Source organism: Rhizobium herbae, assembly GCF_019511375.1.
In the GTDB taxonomy this organism is placed as follows: Bacteria; Pseudomonadota; Alphaproteobacteria; order Rhizobiales; family Rhizobiaceae; genus Pararhizobium; species Pararhizobium herbae_A.
This window is the reverse complement of sequence record NZ_JAEUAO010000002.1, coordinates 13696-35784: the sequence shown is the minus strand read 5'-3', so window position 1 is coordinate 35784 and position 22089 is coordinate 13696. Positions and strand designations below refer to the sequence as shown.

General features: G+C 62.4%; 18 protein-coding genes and 1 pseudogene. 9 read left to right on the top strand and 10 right to left on the bottom strand.

All coding sequences use genetic code 11. The annotated features are described in order from the left end of the window. Window positions 1-44: 44 nt before the first annotated feature. The 5 genes from JNB71_RS07375 to JNB71_RS07355 all read right to left on the bottom strand — a co-directional run bounded on the left by JNB71_RS07375 (window position 45) and on the right by JNB71_RS07355 (window position 5394). Window positions 45-1100, bottom strand: coding sequence for a Gfo/Idh/MocA family protein (locus tag JNB71_RS07375; protein ID WP_220371210.1), 1056 nt, complete (start codon window positions 1098-1100; stop codon window positions 45-47). Next, window positions 1097-1936, bottom strand: a complete 840-nt coding sequence (locus tag JNB71_RS07370) for a carbohydrate ABC transporter permease (protein ID WP_220371209.1) — start codon at window positions 1934-1936, stop codon at window positions 1097-1099. Before JNB71_RS07370 ends, JNB71_RS07375 begins: the two co-directional genes overlap by 4 nt. A 12-nt stretch (window positions 1937-1948) precedes the next feature. Next, window positions 1949-2899 carry a carbohydrate ABC transporter permease gene (locus JNB71_RS07365; RefSeq protein ID WP_220371208.1) on the bottom strand — a complete coding sequence of 317 codons (951 nt, stop codon included), beginning with the start codon at window positions 2897-2899 and terminating at the stop codon, window positions 1949-1951. Between the two features lie 282 nt (window positions 2900-3181). Continuing rightward, entirely contained in the window at window positions 3182-4441 is a 1260-nt protein-coding gene (locus JNB71_RS07360) for an ABC transporter substrate-binding protein (RefSeq protein WP_220371207.1), read from the bottom strand. 53 nt (window positions 4442-4494) lie between these two features. Beyond that, window positions 4495-5394: an N-acetylmuramic acid 6-phosphate etherase gene (locus JNB71_RS07355; protein ID WP_220371206.1), complete on the bottom strand. Its 900-nt coding sequence runs from the start codon at window positions 5392-5394 to the stop codon at window positions 4495-4497. A 197-nt stretch (window positions 5395-5591) separates the two neighbouring features. On the opposite strand from JNB71_RS07355, the gene JNB71_RS07350 reads away from it, so the two are divergent. Genes JNB71_RS07350 through nagA form a run of 4 tightly spaced genes read left to right on the top strand, consistent with a single transcriptional unit; the run spans window position 5592 to window position 9444 of the window. Continuing rightward, entirely contained in the window at window positions 5592-6476 is an 885-nt protein-coding gene (locus tag JNB71_RS07350; protein ID WP_220371205.1) for an N-acetylglucosamine kinase, read from the top strand. Next, on the top strand, window positions 6473-7237 hold the full coding sequence (locus JNB71_RS07345) for a GntR family transcriptional regulator (RefSeq protein WP_220371204.1): 765 nt from the start codon (window positions 6473-6475) through the stop codon (window positions 7235-7237). The genes JNB71_RS07350 and JNB71_RS07345 overlap by 4 nt, the downstream gene beginning before the upstream one ends. Before the next feature lie 27 nt (window positions 7238-7264). Then, window positions 7265-8287 (top strand): SIS domain-containing protein, encoded by a 1023-nt coding sequence (locus tag JNB71_RS07340; RefSeq protein WP_220371203.1) that lies wholly within the window; start codon window positions 7265-7267, stop codon window positions 8285-8287. Next, window positions 8284-9444 carry an N-acetylglucosamine-6-phosphate deacetylase gene (nagA, locus tag JNB71_RS07335; protein WP_220371202.1) on the top strand — a complete coding sequence of 387 codons (1161 nt, stop codon included), beginning with the start codon at window positions 8284-8286 and terminating at the stop codon, window positions 9442-9444. The genes JNB71_RS07340 and nagA overlap by 4 nt, the downstream gene beginning before the upstream one ends. 12 nt (window positions 9445-9456) lie before the next feature. On the opposite strand, the gene JNB71_RS07330 is transcribed toward nagA, so the two are convergent. From JNB71_RS07330 to JNB71_RS07320, 3 genes are read right to left on the bottom strand one after another with little or no spacing between them, the layout of a single operon-like run. Next, a complete protein-coding gene (locus JNB71_RS07330) occupies window positions 9457-10185 on the bottom strand; it encodes a copper homeostasis protein CutC (protein ID WP_220371201.1) in 729 nt (242 codons plus the stop codon). Continuing rightward, window positions 10182-11093 (bottom strand): ROK family protein, encoded by a 912-nt coding sequence (locus JNB71_RS07325; protein ID WP_220371200.1) that lies wholly within the window; start codon window positions 11091-11093, stop codon window positions 10182-10184. The genes JNB71_RS07330 and JNB71_RS07325 overlap by 4 nt, the downstream gene beginning before the upstream one ends. Then, window positions 11090-12460 carry an amidase gene (locus JNB71_RS07320; RefSeq protein ID WP_220371199.1) on the bottom strand — a complete coding sequence of 457 codons (1371 nt, stop codon included), beginning with the start codon at window positions 12458-12460 and terminating at the stop codon, window positions 11090-11092. The genes JNB71_RS07325 and JNB71_RS07320 overlap by 4 nt, the downstream gene beginning before the upstream one ends. 169 nt (window positions 12461-12629) lie before the next feature. On the opposite strand from JNB71_RS07320, the gene JNB71_RS07315 reads away from it, so the two are divergent. From JNB71_RS07315 to JNB71_RS07305, 3 genes are read left to right on the top strand one after another with little or no spacing between them, the layout of a single operon-like run. Continuing rightward, window positions 12630-13367, top strand: a complete 738-nt coding sequence (locus JNB71_RS07315; RefSeq protein WP_220371198.1) for a sulfate transporter family protein — start codon at window positions 12630-12632, stop codon at window positions 13365-13367. Window positions 13368-13420: 53 nt separating this feature from the next. Next, entirely contained in the window at window positions 13421-14065 is a 645-nt protein-coding gene (locus tag JNB71_RS07310) for a helix-turn-helix transcriptional regulator (RefSeq protein ID WP_220371197.1), read from the top strand. Continuing rightward, window positions 14065-15201, top strand: coding sequence for an aminotransferase class I/II-fold pyridoxal phosphate-dependent enzyme (locus JNB71_RS07305; RefSeq protein WP_431028795.1), 1137 nt, complete (start codon window positions 14065-14067; stop codon window positions 15199-15201). Before JNB71_RS07310 ends, JNB71_RS07305 begins: the two co-directional genes overlap by 1 nt. Window positions 15202-15212: 11 nt before the next feature. Here JNB71_RS07305 and JNB71_RS24400 read toward each other — a convergent pair. Further along, window positions 15213-15325: pseudogene (locus JNB71_RS24400) on the bottom strand (winged helix-turn-helix domain-containing protein); the annotation flags it as partial. 383 nt (window positions 15326-15708) lie between these two features. Here JNB71_RS24400 and JNB71_RS07300 point away from each other — a divergent pair. Together JNB71_RS07300 and JNB71_RS07295 are read left to right on the top strand one after the other, a co-directional pair. Next, window positions 15709-19344, top strand: a complete 3636-nt coding sequence (locus tag JNB71_RS07300) for a FecR domain-containing protein (RefSeq protein ID WP_431028354.1) — start codon at window positions 15709-15711, stop codon at window positions 19342-19344. After that, the gene (locus JNB71_RS07295; RefSeq protein ID WP_223215801.1) at window positions 19344-21335 is read left to right on the top strand and encodes a CHASE2 domain-containing protein; all 1992 of its coding nucleotides are present in this window, start codon (window positions 19344-19346) and stop codon (window positions 21333-21335) included. The genes JNB71_RS07300 and JNB71_RS07295 overlap by 1 nt, the downstream gene beginning before the upstream one ends. A 16-nt stretch (window positions 21336-21351) precedes the next feature. On the opposite strand, the gene JNB71_RS07290 is transcribed toward JNB71_RS07295, so the two are convergent. Beyond that, entirely contained in the window at window positions 21352-21822 is a 471-nt protein-coding gene (locus JNB71_RS07290) for an Lrp/AsnC family transcriptional regulator (protein ID WP_220371196.1), read from the bottom strand. Between the last annotated feature and the right edge of the window lie 267 nt (window positions 21823-22089).

The window sequence follows — 22089 nt, the reverse complement described above, 5'->3', positions numbered from 1 at the left end:
TATGGTTTCGTTCCGCTGCCCGGCACCGGAACGAACATGCTTCGTTACAGCTTGACCGGACGGCCGGTGCGCACGCTTTCATCGGCCGCAAGGCAGATGCGCAGCGACTGGACGGCATCGTCCATGTGTCGTTCCAGATTGATGTTTTCGGTGATGGCCTTCAGCACATAGGCCTGCTCCAGATCGCAGAGTTCCTGGTGCCCGGGTTCTCCGTCCATCGTCAGGTCTTCGTCCTTGTGAAGAAATTTTCCGTCCGGCCCGGTCTCGGCCTTGTGGAGGCGAATGACCGCTGTCTTGGTATGAGTGTCGATGTCGTCGGACTTGGCGTTCGGGTCCATGACAATCGAGACCGAACCGTTCGGGGACATCACGTCCTTCACGAAGAAGGCGGTCTCCGAGATCATGGGCCCCCATCCCGCCTCGTACCAGCCGACCGAGCCATCCTCGTAGATCACCTGCAGGTGGCCGTAATTGTACATGTCAGCCGCGATCTCATTGGAGAGCCGCAGGCCCATGCCGCGCACCTCGACGGCCCTCGCATCGGTGATCTGGCACATGACGTCGATGTAGTGGACGCCGCAATCGACGATCGGCGGGGTCGTGTCCATCAGGGCCTTGTGGGTCGCCCAGGTCGGCCCGCTCGATTGCTGGTTGAGGTTCATGCGGAAGACATAGGGACCGCCCAGCTTACGGGCCTCGGCAATCAGCCGCACCCAGGAGGGGTGATGGCGCAGAATATAGCCGACGATGAGTTTCCTGCCGGCTGCCTTCGCCGCTGCCACCACCCGCTCGGCGTCGGCAACAGTCGTTGCCAGCGGCTTTTCAACAAAGACGTCGCAGCCGGCTTCGAACGCCATCACCGCATAGTCCGCGTGACTGTCGGAATAGGTGCAAATCGAGCAGAGATCGGGCTTCAGCTCTTTCAGTGCCGCTTCGAAGCTCGGATGGATCGTGTAACCCTGGAGTTCAGGCACCAGATCGACCTTCGAGCGGTTGACCAGGCCAACGATCTCAAAGCCGGGATTGTTGTGATAGGCGAGTGCATGGCTGCGGCCCATATTGCCGAGGCCGGCGACGAGGACGTGGATGGGGGCGCTCACTTCACTGCTCCTGCGGTGATGCCGCGGATCAGCTGCCGCGAGAAGATGACGTAGAGGACGAGAACCGGGAAGATCGCCAGCGACAGGGCGGCGAGAACCGCGTTCCAGTTGGTGACGAACTGGCCGATGAAGACTTGCGAGCCGAGCGTGACCGTCTTGGTGGCTTCGCCGGGAGCGAGGATCAGCGGGAACCAGAGATCGTTCCAGATCGGGATCATCGTGAAGACCGCGACCGTTGCCATGGCGGGCTTGACGAGTGGCAGCACCAGGCGGAAGAAGATCGCATATTCCGACAGGCCGTCGATGCGCCCGGCATTCTTGAGATCGTCCGAAACCGTGCGCATGAACTCCGACAGGATGAAGATGGCGAGCGGCAGACCTTGCGCCGTATAGACCAGGATCAGCGCCGTCAGCGTGTTCACCAGACCGGCGGCGACCATGCCCTGCAGGATAGCGACCGTGCCGAGGCGGATCGGGATCATGATGCCGATGGCCAGATAAAGCCCCATCATCGTATTGCCCTTAAAGCGATATTCCGACAGCGCAAAGGCAGCCATCGCGCCGAACAGCAGCACGAAGAAGATCGAGACGACGGTGACGATCAGGCTGTTCTGGAAATAGCCGACGAAATCACCCTGGCTCAGCACCGTCTCATAACCGATCAGGCTGAAGTTGCTTGCCGTCGGTGGTGTGAGCGGCGTGCGGAAGATGGCGTTCCTGTCCTTGAACGAGTTCAGGATGGTCAGCAGTACCGGAAACAAAGCGATTGCCGTATAACCGGCGAGCGCCAGATGCACGAAGCCTGAACGCAGGGGCGAGACGCGGGCTTTTGACATTGGTCTTCTCCCTTAGAACTGGTAGCGGCGGACGCGCCGCTGGATGCCGAAGAGGTAGAGCGACACGCCGGCAAGGATGATCAGGAACATCACCGTGGCGATGGTGGCGCCCATCGAGCGGTCGCCGAGCTGCAGTTGGAAGCCGAAGAAGGTGCGGTAGAGCAACGTGCCGAGAATGTCGGTCGATCCGTCCGGCCCGGCAAGCGCCCCCTGCACGGTGTATATCAGGTCGAAGGCATTGAAGTTGCCGACGAAGGTGAGGATCGACACCATGCCGATCGCCGGCAGCACCAGCGGGAGCTTGATCTTCCAGAACTGGCTCCAGCCGGTGACGCCGTCGCATTCTGCCGCCTCGATCACCTCGTCCGGGATGTTGAGCAGCGCCGCATAGATCAGCATCATCGGGATGCCGATATTCTGCCAGACGGAGATCAGCGATACCGCTATCAACGCCGAGCCGGGTTTGCCGAGCCAGGGCGCGAAAAAGGATTTCAGCCCGACCAGATCCATGAAGAACGGCGTGATGCCCCAGATCGGCGACAGGATCAGCTTCCAGATGAAGCCGACGATGACGAAGGACAACAGCGTCGGCAGGAAGATCGCGGTGCGATAGAAGGTTGCGAGCCTGAGCTTCGGGATCGACAGCATGGCGGCAAGCGCGATGCCAACCGGGTTCTGGACCAGCATGTGGATGGCAAAGAAGATGAAATTGTTCTTCAGTGCCCGCCAGAAATCCGCCGCCCAGCGCTCCTCGCCGAACAGCATCTGGAAATTGGCCAAGCCGACGAAGGTCGACTGGCCGTCGACGGTGTTGAACAGCGACAAGCGCAGCGTTTCCACCAGCGGCAGGATCATCACGGTCGAATAGATGATGAAGGCCGGCAGCAGGAAAACCAGGATATGCCAGCGCTTCGGCCGTGCCAGTGTTTGGATGCTGTCCTCAGACATTGTGGCGCTGCTCATGGCTCTGCCGCTCCGACCCGTTTTTCCTCGACAGCCGCGGTATGCGGCAAGGCGCTGCGCCGCCGGTCCCCGCCGCGCATGCCTGAACCAGCGGAAAGCCGCCGGTGGGATGTGGTTTCAGATTACACGATTTTGCGCTCAATGCGCCGGCGCCTGCATACCTCCCCCTTGAGGGGGGAGGTCGCGCGGAGCGCGCGGGTGGGGATGATCCATTGCTCGATGCAAGAGGTCGCCCCACCCCGGCACTGCGTGCCGACCCCCCTCAACGGGAGGGTGAGTTCCTTACTTCGCCGGCTTGTACCAGCTGTCGAGACCCTTCTGCAGTTTCTCGGCGGCAGCTTCCGGCGTCTCGGTGCCGTTGATGACGTTTGCCGATGCAACCCAGGTCTCGTTTTCAAGATTCGGCGTGCCGCGCGACAGGATCTGGTAGGTCGAGCGGATTGTCGGCTTGCACTTTTCACGCCAGGAAACGAATTCCTGGGCGAGCGGATCGTTCATCTTCACCGGCGTCGAATTCAGGCTGAAGAAGCCCGGCAGCGAATTGGCGTAGATATCGGCGAATTCCGGCGAGGCAACCCAGCTGAGGAACTTCTTGGCCTCTTCCGGATGCGCACTCTTGGCATTGAGGCCGACACCGATGTCGTTGTGGTCGGAAATGTAGCAAGTGTCGCCCGCAGACTTGACCGGCGGCGGGAAGGCGCCCATCTTGAACTGCGCCTGCGTGTTGAACAGGCCGATTTCCCACGAACCGGCCGGATAGATGGCGGCGCGACCGAGCGTGAAGAGATTCTGGCTGTCCGGATAGGTCTGGGCCTCGAAGCCGTCGCCGAGATAGTCCTTCCACTTGGCAAGAACCTTGAACGGCTCAACCCAGGGCGCGTCGGTGAGCTTCTGCTCGCCCTTGATCAGGGCAGCGCGGCCTTCTTCACCCTTCCAATAGGTCGGGCCGATATTCTGATAGCCCATGGTTGCGGCTTCCCAGAGATCCTTCGTGCCCATGGCCAGCGGGATATAGGTGCCGTCGGCCTTGATCTTGTCGAGGGCGGCAAAGAATTCGGCTTCCGTCGTCGGGACGGCGATACCGAGCGTGTCGAAGGCGTCCTTGTTGTAGATGAAGCCGTGGATGACCGAGGCCATCGGCACGCAGAAGGTGGTCTTGCCGTCGTCGGTCGTCCAGGCGGACTTGGCAACCGGTGTGAAGTTCTCCATGCCCGGGAGATCGTTCAGGCTCGCTAGGTGGCCCTTCTCAAACACTGCGAGCGAGGGGTCGAACGGACGGCAGGTAATGAGGTCGCCCGCCGAACCGGCGTCGAGCTTGGCGTTCAGGGCCGCGTTGTATTCAGTCGGCGCGGTCGGCGCGAACTTCACCTTGATGCCCGGATTTTTTGCTTCAAAAGCCGGGATCAGCTTTTCCTGCCAGATGGTCAGGTCGTCATTGCGCCAGCTTTCGATCGTCAGCGTGACGTCTTCTGCATTCGCCAGCCCGGCGGAGCCGAGGATGCTGGATGCCAGCAGCAAGCCTTTCAAAGTCGTGCGGGTCATTACGTTCTCCCTTTTATATGCGCCGGCATGGCGCGGTTTTGGAACCCTTGAAATCAATGTGCCGCGACGATTGACAAAGCGCGGCGCAAGTTTTGACCGGCCTCAGTAAGCGCGGCCTCTGCCGCCGCCACATCCCTTGCCCCAGCAGCAAGAAGGATGGCGATCTTTACCGAGCCCGATGACGTGGTGAGGTAGCGGCCCGCTTCCGGCGCGCCGATACCAGCGATATCGGAGACGATACGAACGGCGCGGCCGCGCAGCTTGGCATTGTCGGCTTTCAGATTGACCATGTGTCCATCGTAGACATGGCCGAGATGGATGCCGACAAGGGTCGAAAACATGTTGAAGGCGATCTTCTGTGCCGTGGCCGCCCCCATGCGGGTCGATCCGGAAATCACCTCGGGCGGTGTCTGCAACAGGACGGCGACGTCGGCACCTTCAAAGAGCGCCGCGCCCGGATTGTTCGCCATTGCGACGACACGCGCCCCGCGCTGCCGCGCTTCGTCGGCCGCAGCCAGTGCATAGGGCGTCGAACCGCTGGCGGACACGGCAATCAGGCAATCGCCGTGACCAATGCCGGCATCGCGCACATCCTTGCGCGCCAGATCCATGTCGTCTTCGTAACCGCCCGCGAGATCGGTCAGGCTCGCGGCACCGCCGGCCAGCAGGACAACGACCTTGTCGCTGGCGATTCCATAGGTCCCGGGCAATTCCAGCGCATCGGTCATGGCCATCAGACCCGAACTGCCGGCGCCGGCATAGGCAAGGCGGCCACCGCCGGAAAGCACGTCGGCGGCGATCTGCGCAGCAAGGGCAAGCGGCTCGATTGCGGCATCGACCGCCCTGGCCGCGGCCTGCTGGCCGGACGCAAGCACACGAAGCGCCAGGGCCGGATGCATCACATCCAATCCCACCGATTTGTCATGACGCTCTTCGGTCTTCACTAACGGCATGCGCTCAATCTCCCTCTTCACAAATTAATGCCAAAAAAATACCAATTGTCTAGGGAAAATTAACGTTCGGGTGAAGAAAATTTTCGACGCGTGAAATAACATCATTGTTTCAATGACTTGAATGATAATTCCAATTAAAGACCAAATCCCCCTTGGTTAATGGTATTTTTTTGGTATCCTTCTTCTTGGAGGTATCCATGCCACACTACATTCTTGGAATCGACGGCGGGGGCACGAGCTGCCGCGCGGCCGTAGCGGACGCCAAAGGGCGCATCCTCGGGCGCGGCAAGAGCGGCGCTGCCAACATTCTGACCGATCCCGACAATGCCCTGATCCATATTGTCGGCGCAGCCACGGCCGCGTTCGAGGAGGCGAACATCGCACCCTCGGAGATCGGCTCAGCCTCTGCACTCCTCGGGCTTGCCGGCAGTAATGTCGGCGACGCCGTGCACTATGTGCAGGGGCGACTGCCGTTTGCGAAGGCCGATATCGAATCCGACGGGCTGATCGCGCTCCAGGGCGCGCTCGGCGACAGCGACGGCGCCGTCGCCATCCTCGGCACAGGCTCGATCTATATCGCCCGGCAGGGAAGCGACGTCCGCTATATCGGCGGATGGGGTTTCCAGATCGGCGATCTCGGCAGCGGCGCGCGTCTGGGCCATGCCCTGCTGCAGGAAAGCCTGCTGGCTTTCGACCATATCCACCCTTCCTCGCCCCTGACCGATGCCGTGATGGCGGAATTCAACTCCGATCCGCGCGACGTGGTGGAGTTCGCGCGTGTTGCACGGCCGGGCGAATTCGGGCGTTTTGCGCCAAAGGTCTTCGCGTTCGCGGAACACAACGACCCGGTGGCGATCACGCTGCTGCGGGCATCGGCGCAAACGATCGACGAGGCGCTCGACGTGGTTGTGGCGCGCGGCAGCCGCAGGCTCTGCCTGCTCGGCGGACTGGCACCGCTTTATCGCCCCTGGCTGGCGAAGCGGCACCAGCCCCTGTTCGTGGAGCCGGAAGCCGACGCGCTCACCGGCTCGGTGGCGCTCGCCGCCAAGCGTTTTGCGGCTGATGCGAGGGAAAGGGCATGACCGAGCATCTCGAGGCAATACTGCCGCTGGACGGCCTGCAGGGCGGAGGCTCCGGCCCGTTGTATCTGAAACTGCGGCAATCGCTTGAAGAGGCGATCCTATCGGGCAAGCTCAATCACGGTGACGCACTGCCGCCGGAACGCGACCTGGCCGACTATGCCAATATCAGCCGGGTGACGGTGCGCAAGGCGGTCGACGATCTGGTCAAGGACGGGTTGCTGGTGCGCCGGCACGGTTCGGGTACATTCGTGGTCAAGCCGGTGAACCGTGTGCAGCAGTCGCTCTCACGGCTGACCTCCTTTACCGAGGACATGGCCCGACGCGGGCTGACAACGACGGCGCAGTGGATCGAGCGCGGGCTGTTTCACCCGTCGCCCGATGAAATGATGGTGCTCGGCCTTGCCGCCGATTCGCTCGTCGCGCGTCTCGGCCGCCTGCGCATCGCCGACGACATGCCGCTCGCCATCGAGCGGGCGAGCATTTCCGCCGAATTCCTCCCCGACCCAATCCGGATCGGGGCATCGCTCTATGCCGAGCTTGACAAGACCAAGTCGCGGCCGGTGCGCGCGGTGCAGCGGATTTCCGCCTGCAGCCTGAAGGATCCGGACGCGGCAATGCTCGGCGTACCGGTTGGATCGGCGAGCCTGTCGATCGAGCGTATTTCCTATCTCGCCTCCGGCCGCGTCGTGGAGTTCACCCGCTCGCTCTACCGGGGCGACGCCTACGACTTCGTGGCGGAACTGACCCTGCCGGAATCGTAACGACGGCCAAAGAAGAAAGACACGACCATGCAGACCAACATGCGGCGCGAAATCGACGAGATTCCCGAAGCGGCGGCCCGCCTTCTGGACCAGTCCGGAGGCGCGATCAAACAGGCCGGCGCGGCGTTGCGCGACAAGGATCCGGCCTTCCTCGTCACCATTGCCCGCGGCTCTTCCGACCATGCCGCTCTGTTCCTGAAATATGCGATCGAGCTTTTGACCGGCCGCCCCGTAGCCTCCCTTGGGCCCTCGCTCGCATCAATCTACGGCGCGAAGATGCAGCTGTCCGGCGCCGCTTCGATAGCGATTTCGCAATCCGGGAAGAGCCCGGACATCGTCGCGATGGCTGACGCCGCCACCAGGGCCGGCGCGGTGACGATTGCGCTTACCAACACCCTGCCCTCGCCGATCTCGCAAGCCAGCACCCATCCGCTCGATATCCTCGCCGGCCCGGAAATCGCCGTGGCCGCGACCAAATCCTACGTCAACTCGATTGTCGCCGGGCTTGCCGTCCTCGGCGAATGGACCGGCGACCAGGCCCTTCAGCGCGCTGTCGCCGATCTACCGGCACAATTTGCCAAGGCCGTGAAGCTTGACTGGCAGCTACTGGCCGATGAACTGGGCGACGCGGAGTCGCTATTCGTGCTCGGCCGCGGGCCTGGCCTTGCGATTGCCAGCGAGGCGGCGCTGAAATTCAAGGAAACCTCCGGCATGCATGCCGAAGCCTACTCGGCGGCGGAAGTGCTGCACGGGCCGGTGGCACTGGTCGGGAAGCGTTTTCCGGTCATCGGCCTTGCCGCGCGCGACGCCGCGGAAGGCTCGGTCACCGACATTCTCGATGGTCTGAGCGTGAAGGGCGCGCTTGCCTTCGTCACGTCCTCCAACGCCAAGGCAGCGAAGATGCTGCCCTTCGTCGAGACCGGCCATCCGATCACCGACGCGCTGATGCTGATCCTCCCCTTCTACGGTTTCGTCGAATCCTGGTCGCGATCGCGCGGCCTCAACCCTGACGCGCCCGTCGCCCTCAAGAAGGTAACGGAGACACGATGAGCGCACAGAAAGCAATCACCGGGGCCCGGATTTTCGACGGCCTTCTGTGGCACGACGGTCAGTCGCTGCTGCTGGACGGCGGGACCGTGACCGGTATTTTGCCGGAGAGCGACCTGCCTGCCGGCACGGAAACGACCGCTGCCCAGGGGCAACTGCTGGTCCCCGGATTCATCGACCTGCAGGTCAATGGCGGCGGCGGCGTGATGCTGAACGATCGCCAGGACGTCGATGCCATCCGCACCATCTGCGCCGCCCACGCGCAATTCGGCACGACTGCGCTTTTGCCGACACTGATCACCGATACGTTCGGGGTCCGCGCACGCACGATCGAAGGCGGACGGCAGGCAAAAGCTGAAGCGGTACCCGGTTTCCTCGGGCTTCATCTGGAGGGACCGCATCTTTCCGTTGCCCGCAAGGGCGCCCATGACCCGGCTCTCATCCGTCCGATGGAGCAGGCGGATCTCGATGCCATGCTCGCCTGCGCCGGCGCTTTCGACGCGATGATGGTGACCGTGGCGCCGGAAAATACAACGGCGGCCCAGGTGAAGGCACTGGCGGAAGCCGGCATCATTGTCAGCCTTGGCCATACGGACGCGGGCTATAGGACCGTGGTGGACTACGCCGCCGCCGGCGCGCGCACCGTCACCCATCTGTTCAACGCCATGAGTCCGCTCGGCCACCGCGAGCCCGGCGTCGTCGGCGGCGCCCTCGACACCGGCAGTCTCCATGCCGGGATCATCGCCGATGGTTTTCATGTCGATCCGGTGTCGATGGGCGTGGCGCTGCGCGCCAAGACCGGGCCGGGGCGGATTTTCATCGTCACCGACGCCATGTCGACAATCGGCTCCGACCAGACCAGTTTCCTGCTCAACGGCCGCGAGATCTTTCGCAAGGATGGGCGCCTGACGCTGGCCGACGGGACGCTTGCCGGCGCGGATATCGATATGCTGTCGTCGCTGCGCTTTGCCCATGAAAAGCTGAACCTGCCGCTCGACGAAGCGATCCGCATGGCATCTGCCTATCCCGCTGATGCCGTGGGCATTGCCGCGCGCAAGGGCCGGCTGATGCCCGGCCTCGACGCCGACTTCGTTGTGCTGACGGAGGGGCTGGACATGGTTTCCACCTGGATCGGCGGCAAACCCGTTTTCAAGGCATAAGTCGGGCGGTTGTCAGGGCGTGGCGGTCAGCCGCGCCTTGAGCTTGCGCACGATACCTGCATCCGTCCGCTTGGCGCTCGGCGCGACAAAACCGAGCGATACCAGCCGCGGATCATGAGCCGGCTGATCGACCGAGCAGGACGAGTGAACCTCACCAACTGCAAGCCGTGACAGCAGTGCGTCGATCGTATCCAAGGTCACGCCCGACCCCGGCATGATGGATATGCGCCCATCGGCTGCCGTAATGATCGATTCCAGGGCGTCGACACCCTCCGATGCCTTTTTCGCTCCGCCCGACGTGAGGATTCGCTCGAAGCCGAGATCGACCGCGATTTCCACCGCCTCGCCAAAGTCCGGCACCAGATCGAAGGCGCGGTGCAGCGTCAGGCCCAGCCCGACAGCATGCTCAACCAAGAGCCGCAATGTGGCCACATCCAAACCACCTTCTCGACCGCTTACCCCCAGGACAACGCCGGCAAGACCTGCGGCGCGCACTGCATCGATCTCCGCGCGCATGACGCTGATATCGTCGGCATGGAAGACGAAATCGCCGGGACGCGGCCGGATCATCGCATAGACCGGAATTTCGAGTTTGGCTGCGATGCTCATCAAACCCGGCGAGGGCGTCAGGCCACCGACCGACAGCGCCGAGCACAGTTCAATGCGATCGGCGCCACCTTCGACAGCTGCCGCGAGGCCTGCCGCATCCTCCACGCAGACTTCCAGAAGAATGTCCGTCATTGTGCTTCTCCGCCGAGGCCAAGGATGGCGGCACCAATCAGACCCGGCTCGATGCGGCATTCACCCGGCACGACCAGAGGCCGATCGAATTTCCGCAGGATGCGCGAGCGCACGGTCCTGTCAATCGCCGCAATGAGCGGAGCCACGTTTGAAAGGCCGCCGCCAACCGGAACGATCGTCGCGCCGGTAATGTTGACCGTCAGTGCCAGCGGCGAACTGACGAGATCGACCAGCACATCGATGGTCCGGGCAGCGTCGGCATCGCCCTGCTGCCAGAGCGTCGTTACCTCCTCGCTCGTCAGCGTCCTGTCATGCAGCGTCTGGTGCAGGCGCTCCATGCCGCGGGCGCCACCGATCGTATCGACGCAGCCGCGCTGGCCGCAACCGCAATCGAAGGCGGGAATGGCAATCGGCGGCGTGCCGGCCATCGAGGCGACCGCCGGGCCGTGGCCCCATTCGCCGGCAAATCCACCGTCCTCATTGATCAACCTGCCATCCACCACAAGACCGCCACCCACTCCAGTGCCGAGGATGACGCCGAGCACGATCCGGTGGCCGAGGCCGGCACCCGCACCGGCCTCCGCCAGCGCGAAACAATCGGCATCATTGGCGACGAGCACGGGCATGTCTAGGAACGCGGACAGGTCGGCAGAAAGCGTGCGGCCGTCGATGCAGGGAATATTGGCGCATTTGATCGCCTTGGTTTCCGGATCGACGACGCCGGTGATCGATATGGCGATGCGGTCGGGCTTGTCGCCCGCCTCGCCGATGACATCGCCAATCGTCGAGGCAAACGCGTCGAAATCATCAAGCGGCGTCGCGCGGCGGCCGAGCGGTACTATTCGTTCCGCCGAATGTGCAACTGCACCTTTGATGGCCGAACCGCCGATGTCGAAGCAGACGATCATGCGTCACCGCGGATGACAGCTTCGGCCGAAAGCGCCGCAGCCAGAAGCTGTTCGTCCTCGTTCCGCTGGCCGGAAAGCAGGAAGCCGACCGGCATGCCGGCATCGCCCGTGCCGCAGGGAACGGAGACGCCGCAGCCATCGAGAAAATTGCCGATCGAGGTGTTGCGCAGCGTTTTGCCGTTGACCTTGAAAAACAGGTCGTCATCGGCAAGCAGCGGCGCGATCGGCTGTGCCACATGCGGCAGGGTCGGATGCGCCATCAGTTCGCCGGCTTCGAGATTGTCGGCCAGGGCCGCGATCAACCTTTGGCGGGCGTCGAGGATCGCGACGTAGTCCGTCATGCTGATCCTTTCGCCGAGCCGGGTGCGCGCGACCACGCGCTGGTCCATCCGTTCGGCATCGGCGCCCTGCAGGCGCTCCCTGTGAAGCGCATAGGCCTCGGCCGTCACCAGGGCGCCATGACGCGCCATCAGCGCAAAGATCTCGGCAAAGATCGGGAAGGCGCGCCGTGTGATCCATGCTCCCGCCCTTTCAAGACGGGAAATCGCCGCTTCGAATGCGGTGACCACGCCTGGTTCGGCATCATCGAAAACGACGGTTTCGGGAATGACCAGCTTCAGGTCGCTGACGTCGGTGCGGCCAATGTCGGGCGCCGCACGGCCGCGCATCGCCGCGTCCACCCATACGACGTCCTGCACCGTGCGGCAGAGCGGCCCAAGCGAATCGAGGCTCTTAGCCAGAGGATAGACGCCCTGCATCGAATAGCGGCCGCGCGTTGCCTTGTAGCCAACGATGCCGTTCAGGGCTGCGGGAATACGGATGGAACCACCGGTATCCGTACCGATCGCAACAGGCACCAGACCCGCAGCCACCGCCACCCCGGAACCCGCGGACGAGCCGCCCGGAATGCGCGGCACGTCGCCGGAGGCGGCATTGTGGGGAGTGCCGTAGTGCGGATTGATGCCGAGACCTGAAAAGGCGAACTCGCTCAGATTGGTGCGTCCGACACTGACCATGCCGGCCTCGGTGAGCGCCTTGACGACAGCGGCATCATCCTCTGCCGGAGGGCTGTCGGCCAGCACGGCGGAACCGGCCGTCGTCACCGCGCCCTTCGTGTCGAACAGGTCCTTCCAGGCGACAGGAATGCCATCGAGAAGACCGCGCGACCGGCCCGAACGAATGCGTTCTCCCGAAGCCTTCGCCTCCGCCAGCGCCCGCTCTTCCAGCAAAGCGGTGAAAATCGCCTGATCCTGATAGCCGGCTATTCTTTCCAGCGTCACCTTTGCCAGTTGCACCGGATCGAGGTTACCCGCCTGCAGCAGGACGGAAAGGCCCGCGACCGATATGTTTCCGTCCAATCCATCCATCGTCATATCTCCGCAATTGCTTCATGCAGCATCATATCGGTGTGACCAGTTGAATGGCAGCGCATTCCGCTTCGTTCACACATGATTTTCGCCGTGACCTTGCCCGGTGGTGTGAGCCCTCCTACATGCCCAAGGCGGCGAAGAAGCCGTATGACCACGGAGACGATAGATGATATTCGACGCGGCGCGGCTTTCCTTTGCCAATCTCTTTGCGCCGGAAACGCGTTCGGTTTTCTGGAAGGTCCTGGGCCTGACGCTGCTGGCGCTTGTCGGATTGTGGCTGGCGTTGCGCGAACTCTTCATCTACCTCGCCCTGCCATGGCTCGACGGACTTATCCCCGGCACAGCCGCTTGGGAAGGGTGGCTCGCCTTCGTCATCGGCATATTCGCAAGCCTCGGCATCGCGCTGGCTCTGGCGCTGCTTCTGGCGCCGGTCACGGCGCTGATCGCCGGCTTCTTTCTCGACGACGTGGCGGAGGTTGTCGAGAAGCGTGACTATGCACAGGAACCGGCGGGCCGTCCGCTGCCGCTGCGCGAAGCGATTGCGGGAACCATCAACTTCCTTGGCGTCATCATCGCCGGCAATATCGTCGCCCTGTTCCTGCTGCTGATCCCCGGCATCAACCTGATCGCGTTCTTCTTGGTCAACGGCTATCTGCTCGGCCGGGAATTCTTCGAATTCGCGGCCATGCGCCACCGCCCGCCCGCCGAGGCCCGGCTGTTTCGCGCCAAGCATGCAGGCACTGTCTTTATGGCAGGCCTCATTCTCGCAGCCTTCCTGGCCGTGCCCCTTCTCAATCTGCTGACGCCTCTCTTTGCGGCCGGGATGATGGTGCATCTTCACAAGAAGCTGTCGCAGCGCGATCCGGCCTTTCGCCAGCAACTGAGCCAGGGCGCAACGCTCTAGTTTTTACAATTCGTCTATATTGACTAATTGTAAAACTCGGTGGATAAGACTGCATGTCTCATCCATTGACGCCTTTCATCCCGGTCTGCGACGCGATCGCCACGCTGTTCTCGCCACATGTGGAAGCCGTTCTGCACGATCTCGACAGCGGACTGATTTTCCATATCGCCAACGCCTTCTCGAAGCGGAGGGCGGGGGACAGCTCGCTCAACGAGGCTGACCTGACATCCTCGCTCGAGGGCGATGTGATCGGACCCTATGGCAAATCCAATTGGGATGGCCGCCGGTTGAAGGCGATCACGGCCGTGCTGCGCGATGCCGAGCAAAGGCCGATCGGGCTGCTCTGCATCAACCATGACATCGAGGCCTTCGCGGGCGCCTTCGACCAGTTGAAATCGATGGTCGACATCGCCGCCCCCATGCCGAAGACCTCGGCACTGATGGCGGAGGACTGGCGCGAGGCGGTCAATTCGGTGATCGGCGACTTCCTTGGCACACGCAGGGCGGCGCTTGCCGGTCTCACGAGCGCTGACATGGATGAGCTGATCGGCATGCTGGACGCCCGCGGTGTCTTTGCCATCCGCAGGGCCGTTCCCTATGTCGCCGAGATCCTGAAGCTGTCGCGGGCGACGATCTACAATCGCCTCGGCGTCATCCGCCGGAAACAGGAAACCGCCAATCGGGGAGAACCGTGGTGATAAAGCCGATGCGTGACTTTGCGCTGGAAACCTACATGTCCAGGTGGGAGTTCGTCGCAAAATACAATATGACCGCCTCCGACGCGGAAAGCATGCGGCTGCCGGAATTGCTTGCCATGGCAAGCGACGAGGATCGGGCCGATTTCGAAAACCTGAGCCTCGGCTATACCGAAACCTTTGGCGCACCCGCACTCCGCCAGCAAATCGCCGTCACCTATGATACGGTCGGCCCTGAAAACCTGATTTGCTTTGCCGGCGCCGAGGAAGGGATCTACGTGGCGATGAAGGTGCTGCTCACCGCGGACGACCACGCTATCGTCATCACGCCGAACTATCAGGCGGCAGAAACCATCCCGCTCAGCATCTGCGCCGTGACCGGCGTGGCGCTCGACATAAGCAATGATTGGGAACTCGACGTCGGCCTTGTCGAAAGAGCACTGCGGCCGAACACCAAACTTATCTCGATCAACTTCCCCAATAACCCGACCGGCAAGATTCTTCCACGCGCGACATTCGATGCACTCATCGGCCTCTGCCGCAAACATGGCATCTGGCTGTTCAGCGACGAGGTCTACCGGCTGATCGAGAAGGACGAAACGCTTCGCCTGCCCCAGGCGGTCGACGTCTACGAGCGCGGCATTTCCCTTAACGTCATGTCGAAAGCCTATGGCCTGCCGGGGCTGCGCATCGGCTGGCTGGCATCCAGGGATCGCGACTTCCTGGTGCGCTGCGAGCGCTACAAGCATTTCCTCTCCATTTGCAATTCCGCGCCATCGGAAATCCTGGCGCGGATCGCGCTGAAAAGCCGCGACCGGATTCTGGCGCGAACGCGGGCGATCGTTCGCAATAACCTCGGTGTGCTGAACGACTTCTTCGCGGAGTTCCCGCACCTGTTCGACTGGCGCGAGCCCGATGGCGGCTGTGTCGCCTTCATCCGCTACAGGGGCGCGGATGGCGTCGAGGAATTCACCAGGCGGGTGGTCGAGGAAGCGGGCGTGTTCTTCCTGCCGTCGAGCGTCTATCGCTCGGACCTGACGCCCGTTCCGGAAAACTGCCTGCGCATCGGCTTCGGCCGCCAGCATGTCCCGGAAGGACTTACCGCCTTGCGCAACTGGCTGCGGCGAACCAACGTCTGAGCACAAGCCGGTTAAATATCAGCCTCGCGCAACCGGTATCCGACGCCGGTCTCGGTGGTAATGTATTGCGGCTGGTCGGGCTCACTTCGATCTTCTGGCGAAGCTGGCGGACATAGACGCGCAGCCGAGGCCCCACGCTCACTATGCCGCCGAACCGCATAAGCGTTCGAGACGCATGACCGGGGAGAGAAATAAAAATCATAGGAATTTAGGAGCGTTGAGGACGTGACGGAGCTTGCCGATGAACGCTTCGCGCCGGCGGCGCCTTGCCCGGCGGCAGCAAGACAGGCCTGGCTTTGATTGTCGTTTGAATAGATCGCAGCTCGTGTGCGTCTTCCAGAGGTTGCAGCCGAGCTGTTTCATGTATCGACAGGCATACACACGGATGTTGTTTTGTGTTTCTTCATTCCTACACCGCTCCTGCAAAGCAATGTTGGCGCGCCCCTCCGGCTTGACTTTTGGGGTGGTCAAATCCAGTGATCATCTGTGCATTTTTTGGGGAACTGCATGAAATACGCATCCGTGGGGGTCGTGTATGCGTTTGGAATGCTCTGTCTCGCTGCGCCCGCAGCATTGGCAGACCCTTTGCCGCGTCCGCTTCCCGCCGCCGGATCGGTCATTGCCCGCAAATCCGGCGAGGAGGTACGTTTCGTCGATGTCTCCAGCTGGCGCTATGTCGACCTCAAGCAGGATCTTTTGACCGGCGACGTGCTGCGCACCAATGCCACCGGCCAGCTGGCCGTCCTGTTTTCCGACCGCACCCAGGTCCGTCTCGGGCGCAACACGTCCCTTCTCGTCAAGCAGATGGGCGGCACGGGCGATACCGGGCTCGAGCTGCAGTCCGGCACGATCTGGGCCCGCGCCGAACGCGGGGGGCAGGGCGTATCCATCGACACCCCTGCCGCGACAGCCGCCATTCGCGGCACCGACTGGACGATGAGCGTCGGCGCCGACGGCAAGACCTCGCTGATCGTGCTCGAAGGGCTGGTCGAACTGTCAAATGCGCAGGGTTCAGTGACGGTCAGCCAAGGGGAAGGCGCTGTCGCGGCGATTGGTCAGGCGCCCTCGAAGATCATCATCGCCAAGCCGAAGGACCGCGAGCAGATGCTGTTCAGCCTGCAGCTGCGGGCCGCCTTCCAGTGGATGCCGGCAACGCCACTGATTGTGCCGCAAATGCGCTCCGAGCGACGCCGTATCGAAATGGAGGAAGCCGGCGCGCGTTCGGCGGCGGATTGGCTGACCCTGTCGGAAATCTATCTCGCGCTCGATGGAAAACAGAAGGCAAATGCTGCGCTAGCAGAGGCACGCGCGAGAGGCCTGCACGGCGCTGAGGTTGCGCGCGCGGATCTTATCGATGCGCTGATCGCCGGCTCCGAGAACCGCTATCAGGATGCGGCGAGGCTGTTCGAAAAAGCCCGGCCAAGGCTTGATGCCAAGCGCCGCGCGATTGCTGCCTATGGCGGCTACTTCGCCCGGTCTCTTGCCGACCCCAACCACATCGAAGAACCGCCCAAGGTCGGCAGCAGCGGTTATGCCGCCATGGCAAAGGCCTGGACCGCCGGCTTCCGCGAGGACCTCCCGGCAGCGATCGCGGTCATCAAGGAGGGCGAGCGCAATACACCCAATGATCCGACGCTGCCCGCCATACGCGCCCAACTCGGCATTCTGCTCGCCGATGAAAAGGAGACTGTCGATGGCTTCGAACGCGCCCTGGCAATCGACCCGGACGATCCCACAGGGCTGGAGGCGCGGGCGAACTACAAACTCTACATCTTGCATGACCGCCAGGGCGCGCTTGACGATCTGAACCGCGCCCTCAAAACCGCACCGGGCTCCAGCACCATCTGGAACACGATTGGCATTGCTCAATCCGACTGGGATGCCAACCGGGAAGCCGAAGCCGCCTTCAAGAAGGCGATCGAGCTCGACCCACTCGATCCCGTCGGCCACGCCAATCTTGCGTTTCTCTATCTCGATGAGATGCGTGTGGCGGAAGCCAAGCGCGAGATCGACGAAGCGCTAAAGGTCGATCCGTCCTTCGATATCGCGCTGGTGGCGCGCGGTCGCTACCACCTGCAGACCGGCGAGATGGACAAGGCCGTGGAAGACCTGTTGGCCGGATCGACCGCCAATCCAGGCTATTCCCAGGCGCAATTGCTGCTGGCCGCCGCCCACTACGAGAAGGGCGATCGCGTGCCGGCGGCCCAGGCCCTCGACAATGCCGAGCGGCTCGATCCCGAAGATCCCATTGTCCCGGTCGTTCGCACCACGATCGCCATCGATGAATATGACTCCGATGCCGCGATCCGAAATGCGCAGGAGATCATGCGGCGCACGCGTGCTCGGGGCGGCGACTACGCACCGCTCGGGGCCAACCAGGAAGCCGGTTCGACGCTCAACGACGCCTTCCGCCTACAGGGGCTCGATGCATGGGGGCAATACTATGGCGACGTGGTGTTCGATCCCTTTACCGGTTCGAGCTATATCGACCAGGCGGTGCGCGGCAGCGTCAATCCGTTTACCAGCGAATACAGCTATGACGGCAAGATCATCGAAAACAGCTTCAATGACACGTCGTTCTCGTCCTACATTCAGGGGCTGCTGATTGAGCCTCATATGCTCGTCAGTCGCGACCGCACCGCCAATCTCGTCCAGAGGCCGTTCGTGGAAGCATCCCTCGGCGGCGGCCTGATTTCAGGCGACGGAGAACTCGGATATGTCGGCGAGGCGGAGCTTCGCAGTTTCAGCAATTCACCCTTTCCCATCAGCGTCTACGGCACTCTGCAGTGGGAAACGATCCCGCAAGGTCGACCGCTGGATGGCATTGTCGGCAACTTTGCAACGGAGACGGAGCTTCTTGCCGGGAATGGCTATCTGACGGCAACGCCGACCCCTGACGACCGGTTCGTTTTCTACACGAATTACGCGAATACAGATCTTTCTCTTGATTCCAGCTTTGAAGTGTTGCCGCCGGCGCCGGACGGGCGTGTCTTGGACGTGTCGGCCACGACGTTCAACGCGGGGGCTGGATGGAGCCACACCATTGCTCACCGGAATGTCGTCAATGCGGGGCTGTTCTATTCGTCCACCAAGGCCCAAACTCAGGACGACGGTATAAGGTTTGGAATTCCGTCCTCGGAAGAAGTCAGCGACGGCGAGACAACAAGCGTCGTTGCTGCCGTTGGTCACATTTATGGCGAAGGCGACCTGACCTTCCGATATGGTCTGGAAGGCGGCGCGCTGAAACAGACAGCGCATTTCACCAGCATAACGATCGCGCCTCCCGTTTCATTTGTTGATGTTTCGTCCAGCGAGACCTCGCCCCTCGGGAGGATCTATGCTTCGACGCTTGCCGAGATAACGCCCTCCCTGAAAGCTGAGGCGTCCCTCTTCGCTACCTATCTGGAAAGCGGAGGCGCCAGCATCGAACGGCTTGAGCCCCGTGTCGGCCTTGCCTGGAGCCCCTTCGAGGGGCAATGGCTGAGGGCCGCCTATTTGCGCGAAGGCGCCGCATCGGACACCCCGACGCTCGCCCCGATCGGCGTGCTCGGCATCCAGTCAAACCAGCTCGGTCTCGCGCTAGACGGCGATGTCGACACCTTCGCGTTTCGCTGGGACGCCGAATGGACCGATCGCTTTTTCACCTCGGTCGATGTCCAGCACCAGGAGTTCGATTCCATAACGGCCACGTTGCCCTACACCGTTGATACGATCGCAATGGATGAGGGGCGGCTGGACAGGGCAAGCCTGACGGCAAACTTCTGGCTTGGGCACGGCTTCGGGCTTTCGGCCACCATCGCCGCCAACGATTCCAGTGGCCGCGGCGCCGCGGTCGGAGACACGTTCGATAGTGCCTTGCCATTCGTTCCCGATACGGCGGGCCGCATTGCCCTGACATGGGTCAACACCAACAATATCCGCGCCACGCTTGCCGCGAATTATACCGGCGACCGCCTGGACAGTTCGGGGATCCGTCTTGAAGACTACTGGACGCTTGACGCCGGGGTGAAATGGGAGTCCTTCGACAAGCGCGTCGAGGTCGATCTCGCCGCATTCAACCTGCTGGATGAGGACTTTGAGCTCCAGTCCGGCGTGCCCGGTTGGGGGCCGACCTTCAAGGGAACGGTGAAAGTGCGCTTCTGATGACGATACTCAAAGCGCATCGCCGGGATACGGGCGGCCCTTCAACCGAGCCAGCCGCCGGGCGCATCCGACGCAGGCGCAACCGGCTCGGCCTGCTCGCCGCCCTCACGGTCATCGTCCTTTCCCTCGCCTCGCTGACCTCGCCCTTCTCGCTCGTCGACCTGCGCAGCTTCGACTATCTCTCGACCTTCGCACCGCCACCGCTGCCGACGGACGGGCCGGTGATCGTGGCGATCGACGAGCCCTCCATGGCGGAGATCGGCAGCCAGTGGCCTTGGCCGCGCGCGCTGCATGCACGGCTGATCGAAGCACTGCGCGGGGCCGGCGCGAAAGCCATCGGCGTCGACATCATCTTTGCCGAACCTTCGGTGGCGCCGGAAAACGACGCCGCCCTTGCTGCGGCGGTGGGCCAGGATGTGGTGCTGGCGGGCGACGAGACGCTGATCGAGACGCCGCAGGCCGATCAATTCGTGCGGACGGAACCGCTGGCCCAGCTTATCGACCGCGGCGCCAAAACCGGGATCGCATCGGTGCAGTTGAGTGGCGACGGTACGCTTCGGAAGGTGCCCGCCTATCCGGACGGCTTTGCCGCACAACTGGCGCAGACCGCCGGACGGCAGACAAAGGCGCGGTCCGGCCCCGCACTGCTCCAGATGTTCGGGCCGGCGCGAACCTATCCGACCGTGTCCTATTACCAGGCGCTCGAGCCCGGCCAGTTCCTGCCGGAGGGCTTCTTTCGAAACCGCGTCGTCATCGTCGGGCTCAGCCTGCAGAACGCACCGACGCTTCAAGCCGGCGGCGCGGATGCGTTTGCGACGCCGTTCACCGTGCATACCGGCCAACTGATCTCCGGCGCCGAAATCCAGGCGACGATCTTCGACAACATAACCAGCGGCCTGTTCATCGAAACGGCCGGGCGAGCGATCGCTATCGCCGCGATTGCCTTTGGTGCCTTGCTGGCGGTCGGCATTGTCTTTCGTTCGACGGGTTGGCCAACGGCGGCCGTCAGCGTCCTGGTGCTGCTCCTTTTTGCGGCCGCGAGCTATGCGCTGCTGCGGCTCGGCCACGTGTTCGTTTCTCCGGTTGGCCCGGTTTTGTCCTATATCTGCGTCGTTGCGGGTCAGACCGGGCTTGATTATGCTGCCGAGCGGCGCAGTCGCCGGGAGATCACGCGCGCCTTTTCGCGCTACCTCTCTCCGGCGCTGGTCGAGCGCCTCGCCAACGATCCCTCGCAATTGAAACTTGGCGGCGAGCGACGGACGCTGACCATTCTTTTCTGCGACGTGCGCGGCTTCACCACGATTTCCGAAACCTTGAAAGACGATCCCGAGCAACTCACGACCCTGATCAACCGGCTGCTCACCCCGCTGTCGGAGATCGTCCTTAAGAGCGGCGGCACGATCGACAAGTTCATCGGCGACTGCCTGATGGCGTTCTGGAACGCACCGCTCGATGATCCCCACCATGCCAGCCATGCAGTGGGTGCCGCGCTGCGCATGCTGGAAGCGATCGAGACACTGAATGCCGAGCTGCGCCGGGAGGCAGAGGGCAAAGGCACAGCGCCGCATGTGCTGAAGATCGGCATCGGCATCAACACCGGCGATTGCGTCGTCGGCAATATGGGCTCGTCGCGCCGCTTCGACTATTCGGTGCTCGGCGATAGTGTCAATCTCGCATCTCGGCTCGAGGGCGAATCGAAGAATTACGGGGTGCCACTGCTCATCGGCGAGCAGACGGCGCGATTAAGCGCGGCTGATTTCACCAGCGTCGAACTCGACAGCATCACCGTCAAGGGCCGCACTGCATTGTCGCCGATCTTCACAATCCTGCAGCCCGCGCCCGCGCCGCAGGCCCTGGAGAACCACAGGCAGATGCTTGCTGCCAAATATGCCGGAACGCTGCGCGCGCAGGATCAGGTGATGGAGCGACTGGAACGGGAGATCCCGCGGCTTGGCGGTTACTACCGTCTGTTGCGATCGCGCCTCACCTGATGAAGGTGACCGAACCTCAGGACTGTGTCGGAACGAACAGGCCCAGCTTTACGGGTTTGAGGACAACATTCGTGTGAATTCGCTTGATCTGCGGATTCTGCGACATGATCTGCGCGGTGATTTCATCATATTGGCCAACGTCCTGCGCCGTAATGATCGCGATAAGGTCCACCGAGCCTGTCACGTAATAGACCTGCTGGATATGGTCCTGCTTATCGACCCAGGTGCGGAATTTCGCCAGCGCATCGTAGTTTTCGCGCTCGATCTCCATGCCCGCGATGAACGTCATCGGATTTCCGGCAACCTTTCGATCAACGAGAGCAATTTCCGCCGAGATGATCCCCTCCTCTCGCATCCGCTTCAGGCGGCGTTGCACGGCGGACGCAGAAAGGCCGATCATTTCGCCGACTGCTTCCGCTTTCATCTGGCAATCGCGCTGCACAATATCGAGGATGTTCCGGTCGAATTGGTCCAGTGGTTCCGTCATCTGCCTCTCGCCTTTTGTGGATAACCCTGAAACCGAAAATGATTCAAGGGAAGGACTGTGCACGGTTTTCGCGTGCAGTGATTTGCCGCAGCCTATCCTAGGTCAGCGCGGCGATTCGTCAAAAATCAAACAATGCGCGCGTCCTTTCCGCGCTTCCGCAGCGCTGAAGGGAAATTAATGAGGTCGTGCCGTTCTGCTCAGCTAAAGGTCGCGTCATGGCGGACGTTCTTGCCGACTCTCCGCACCGGGAAGGCGCTTGCGCGCAAA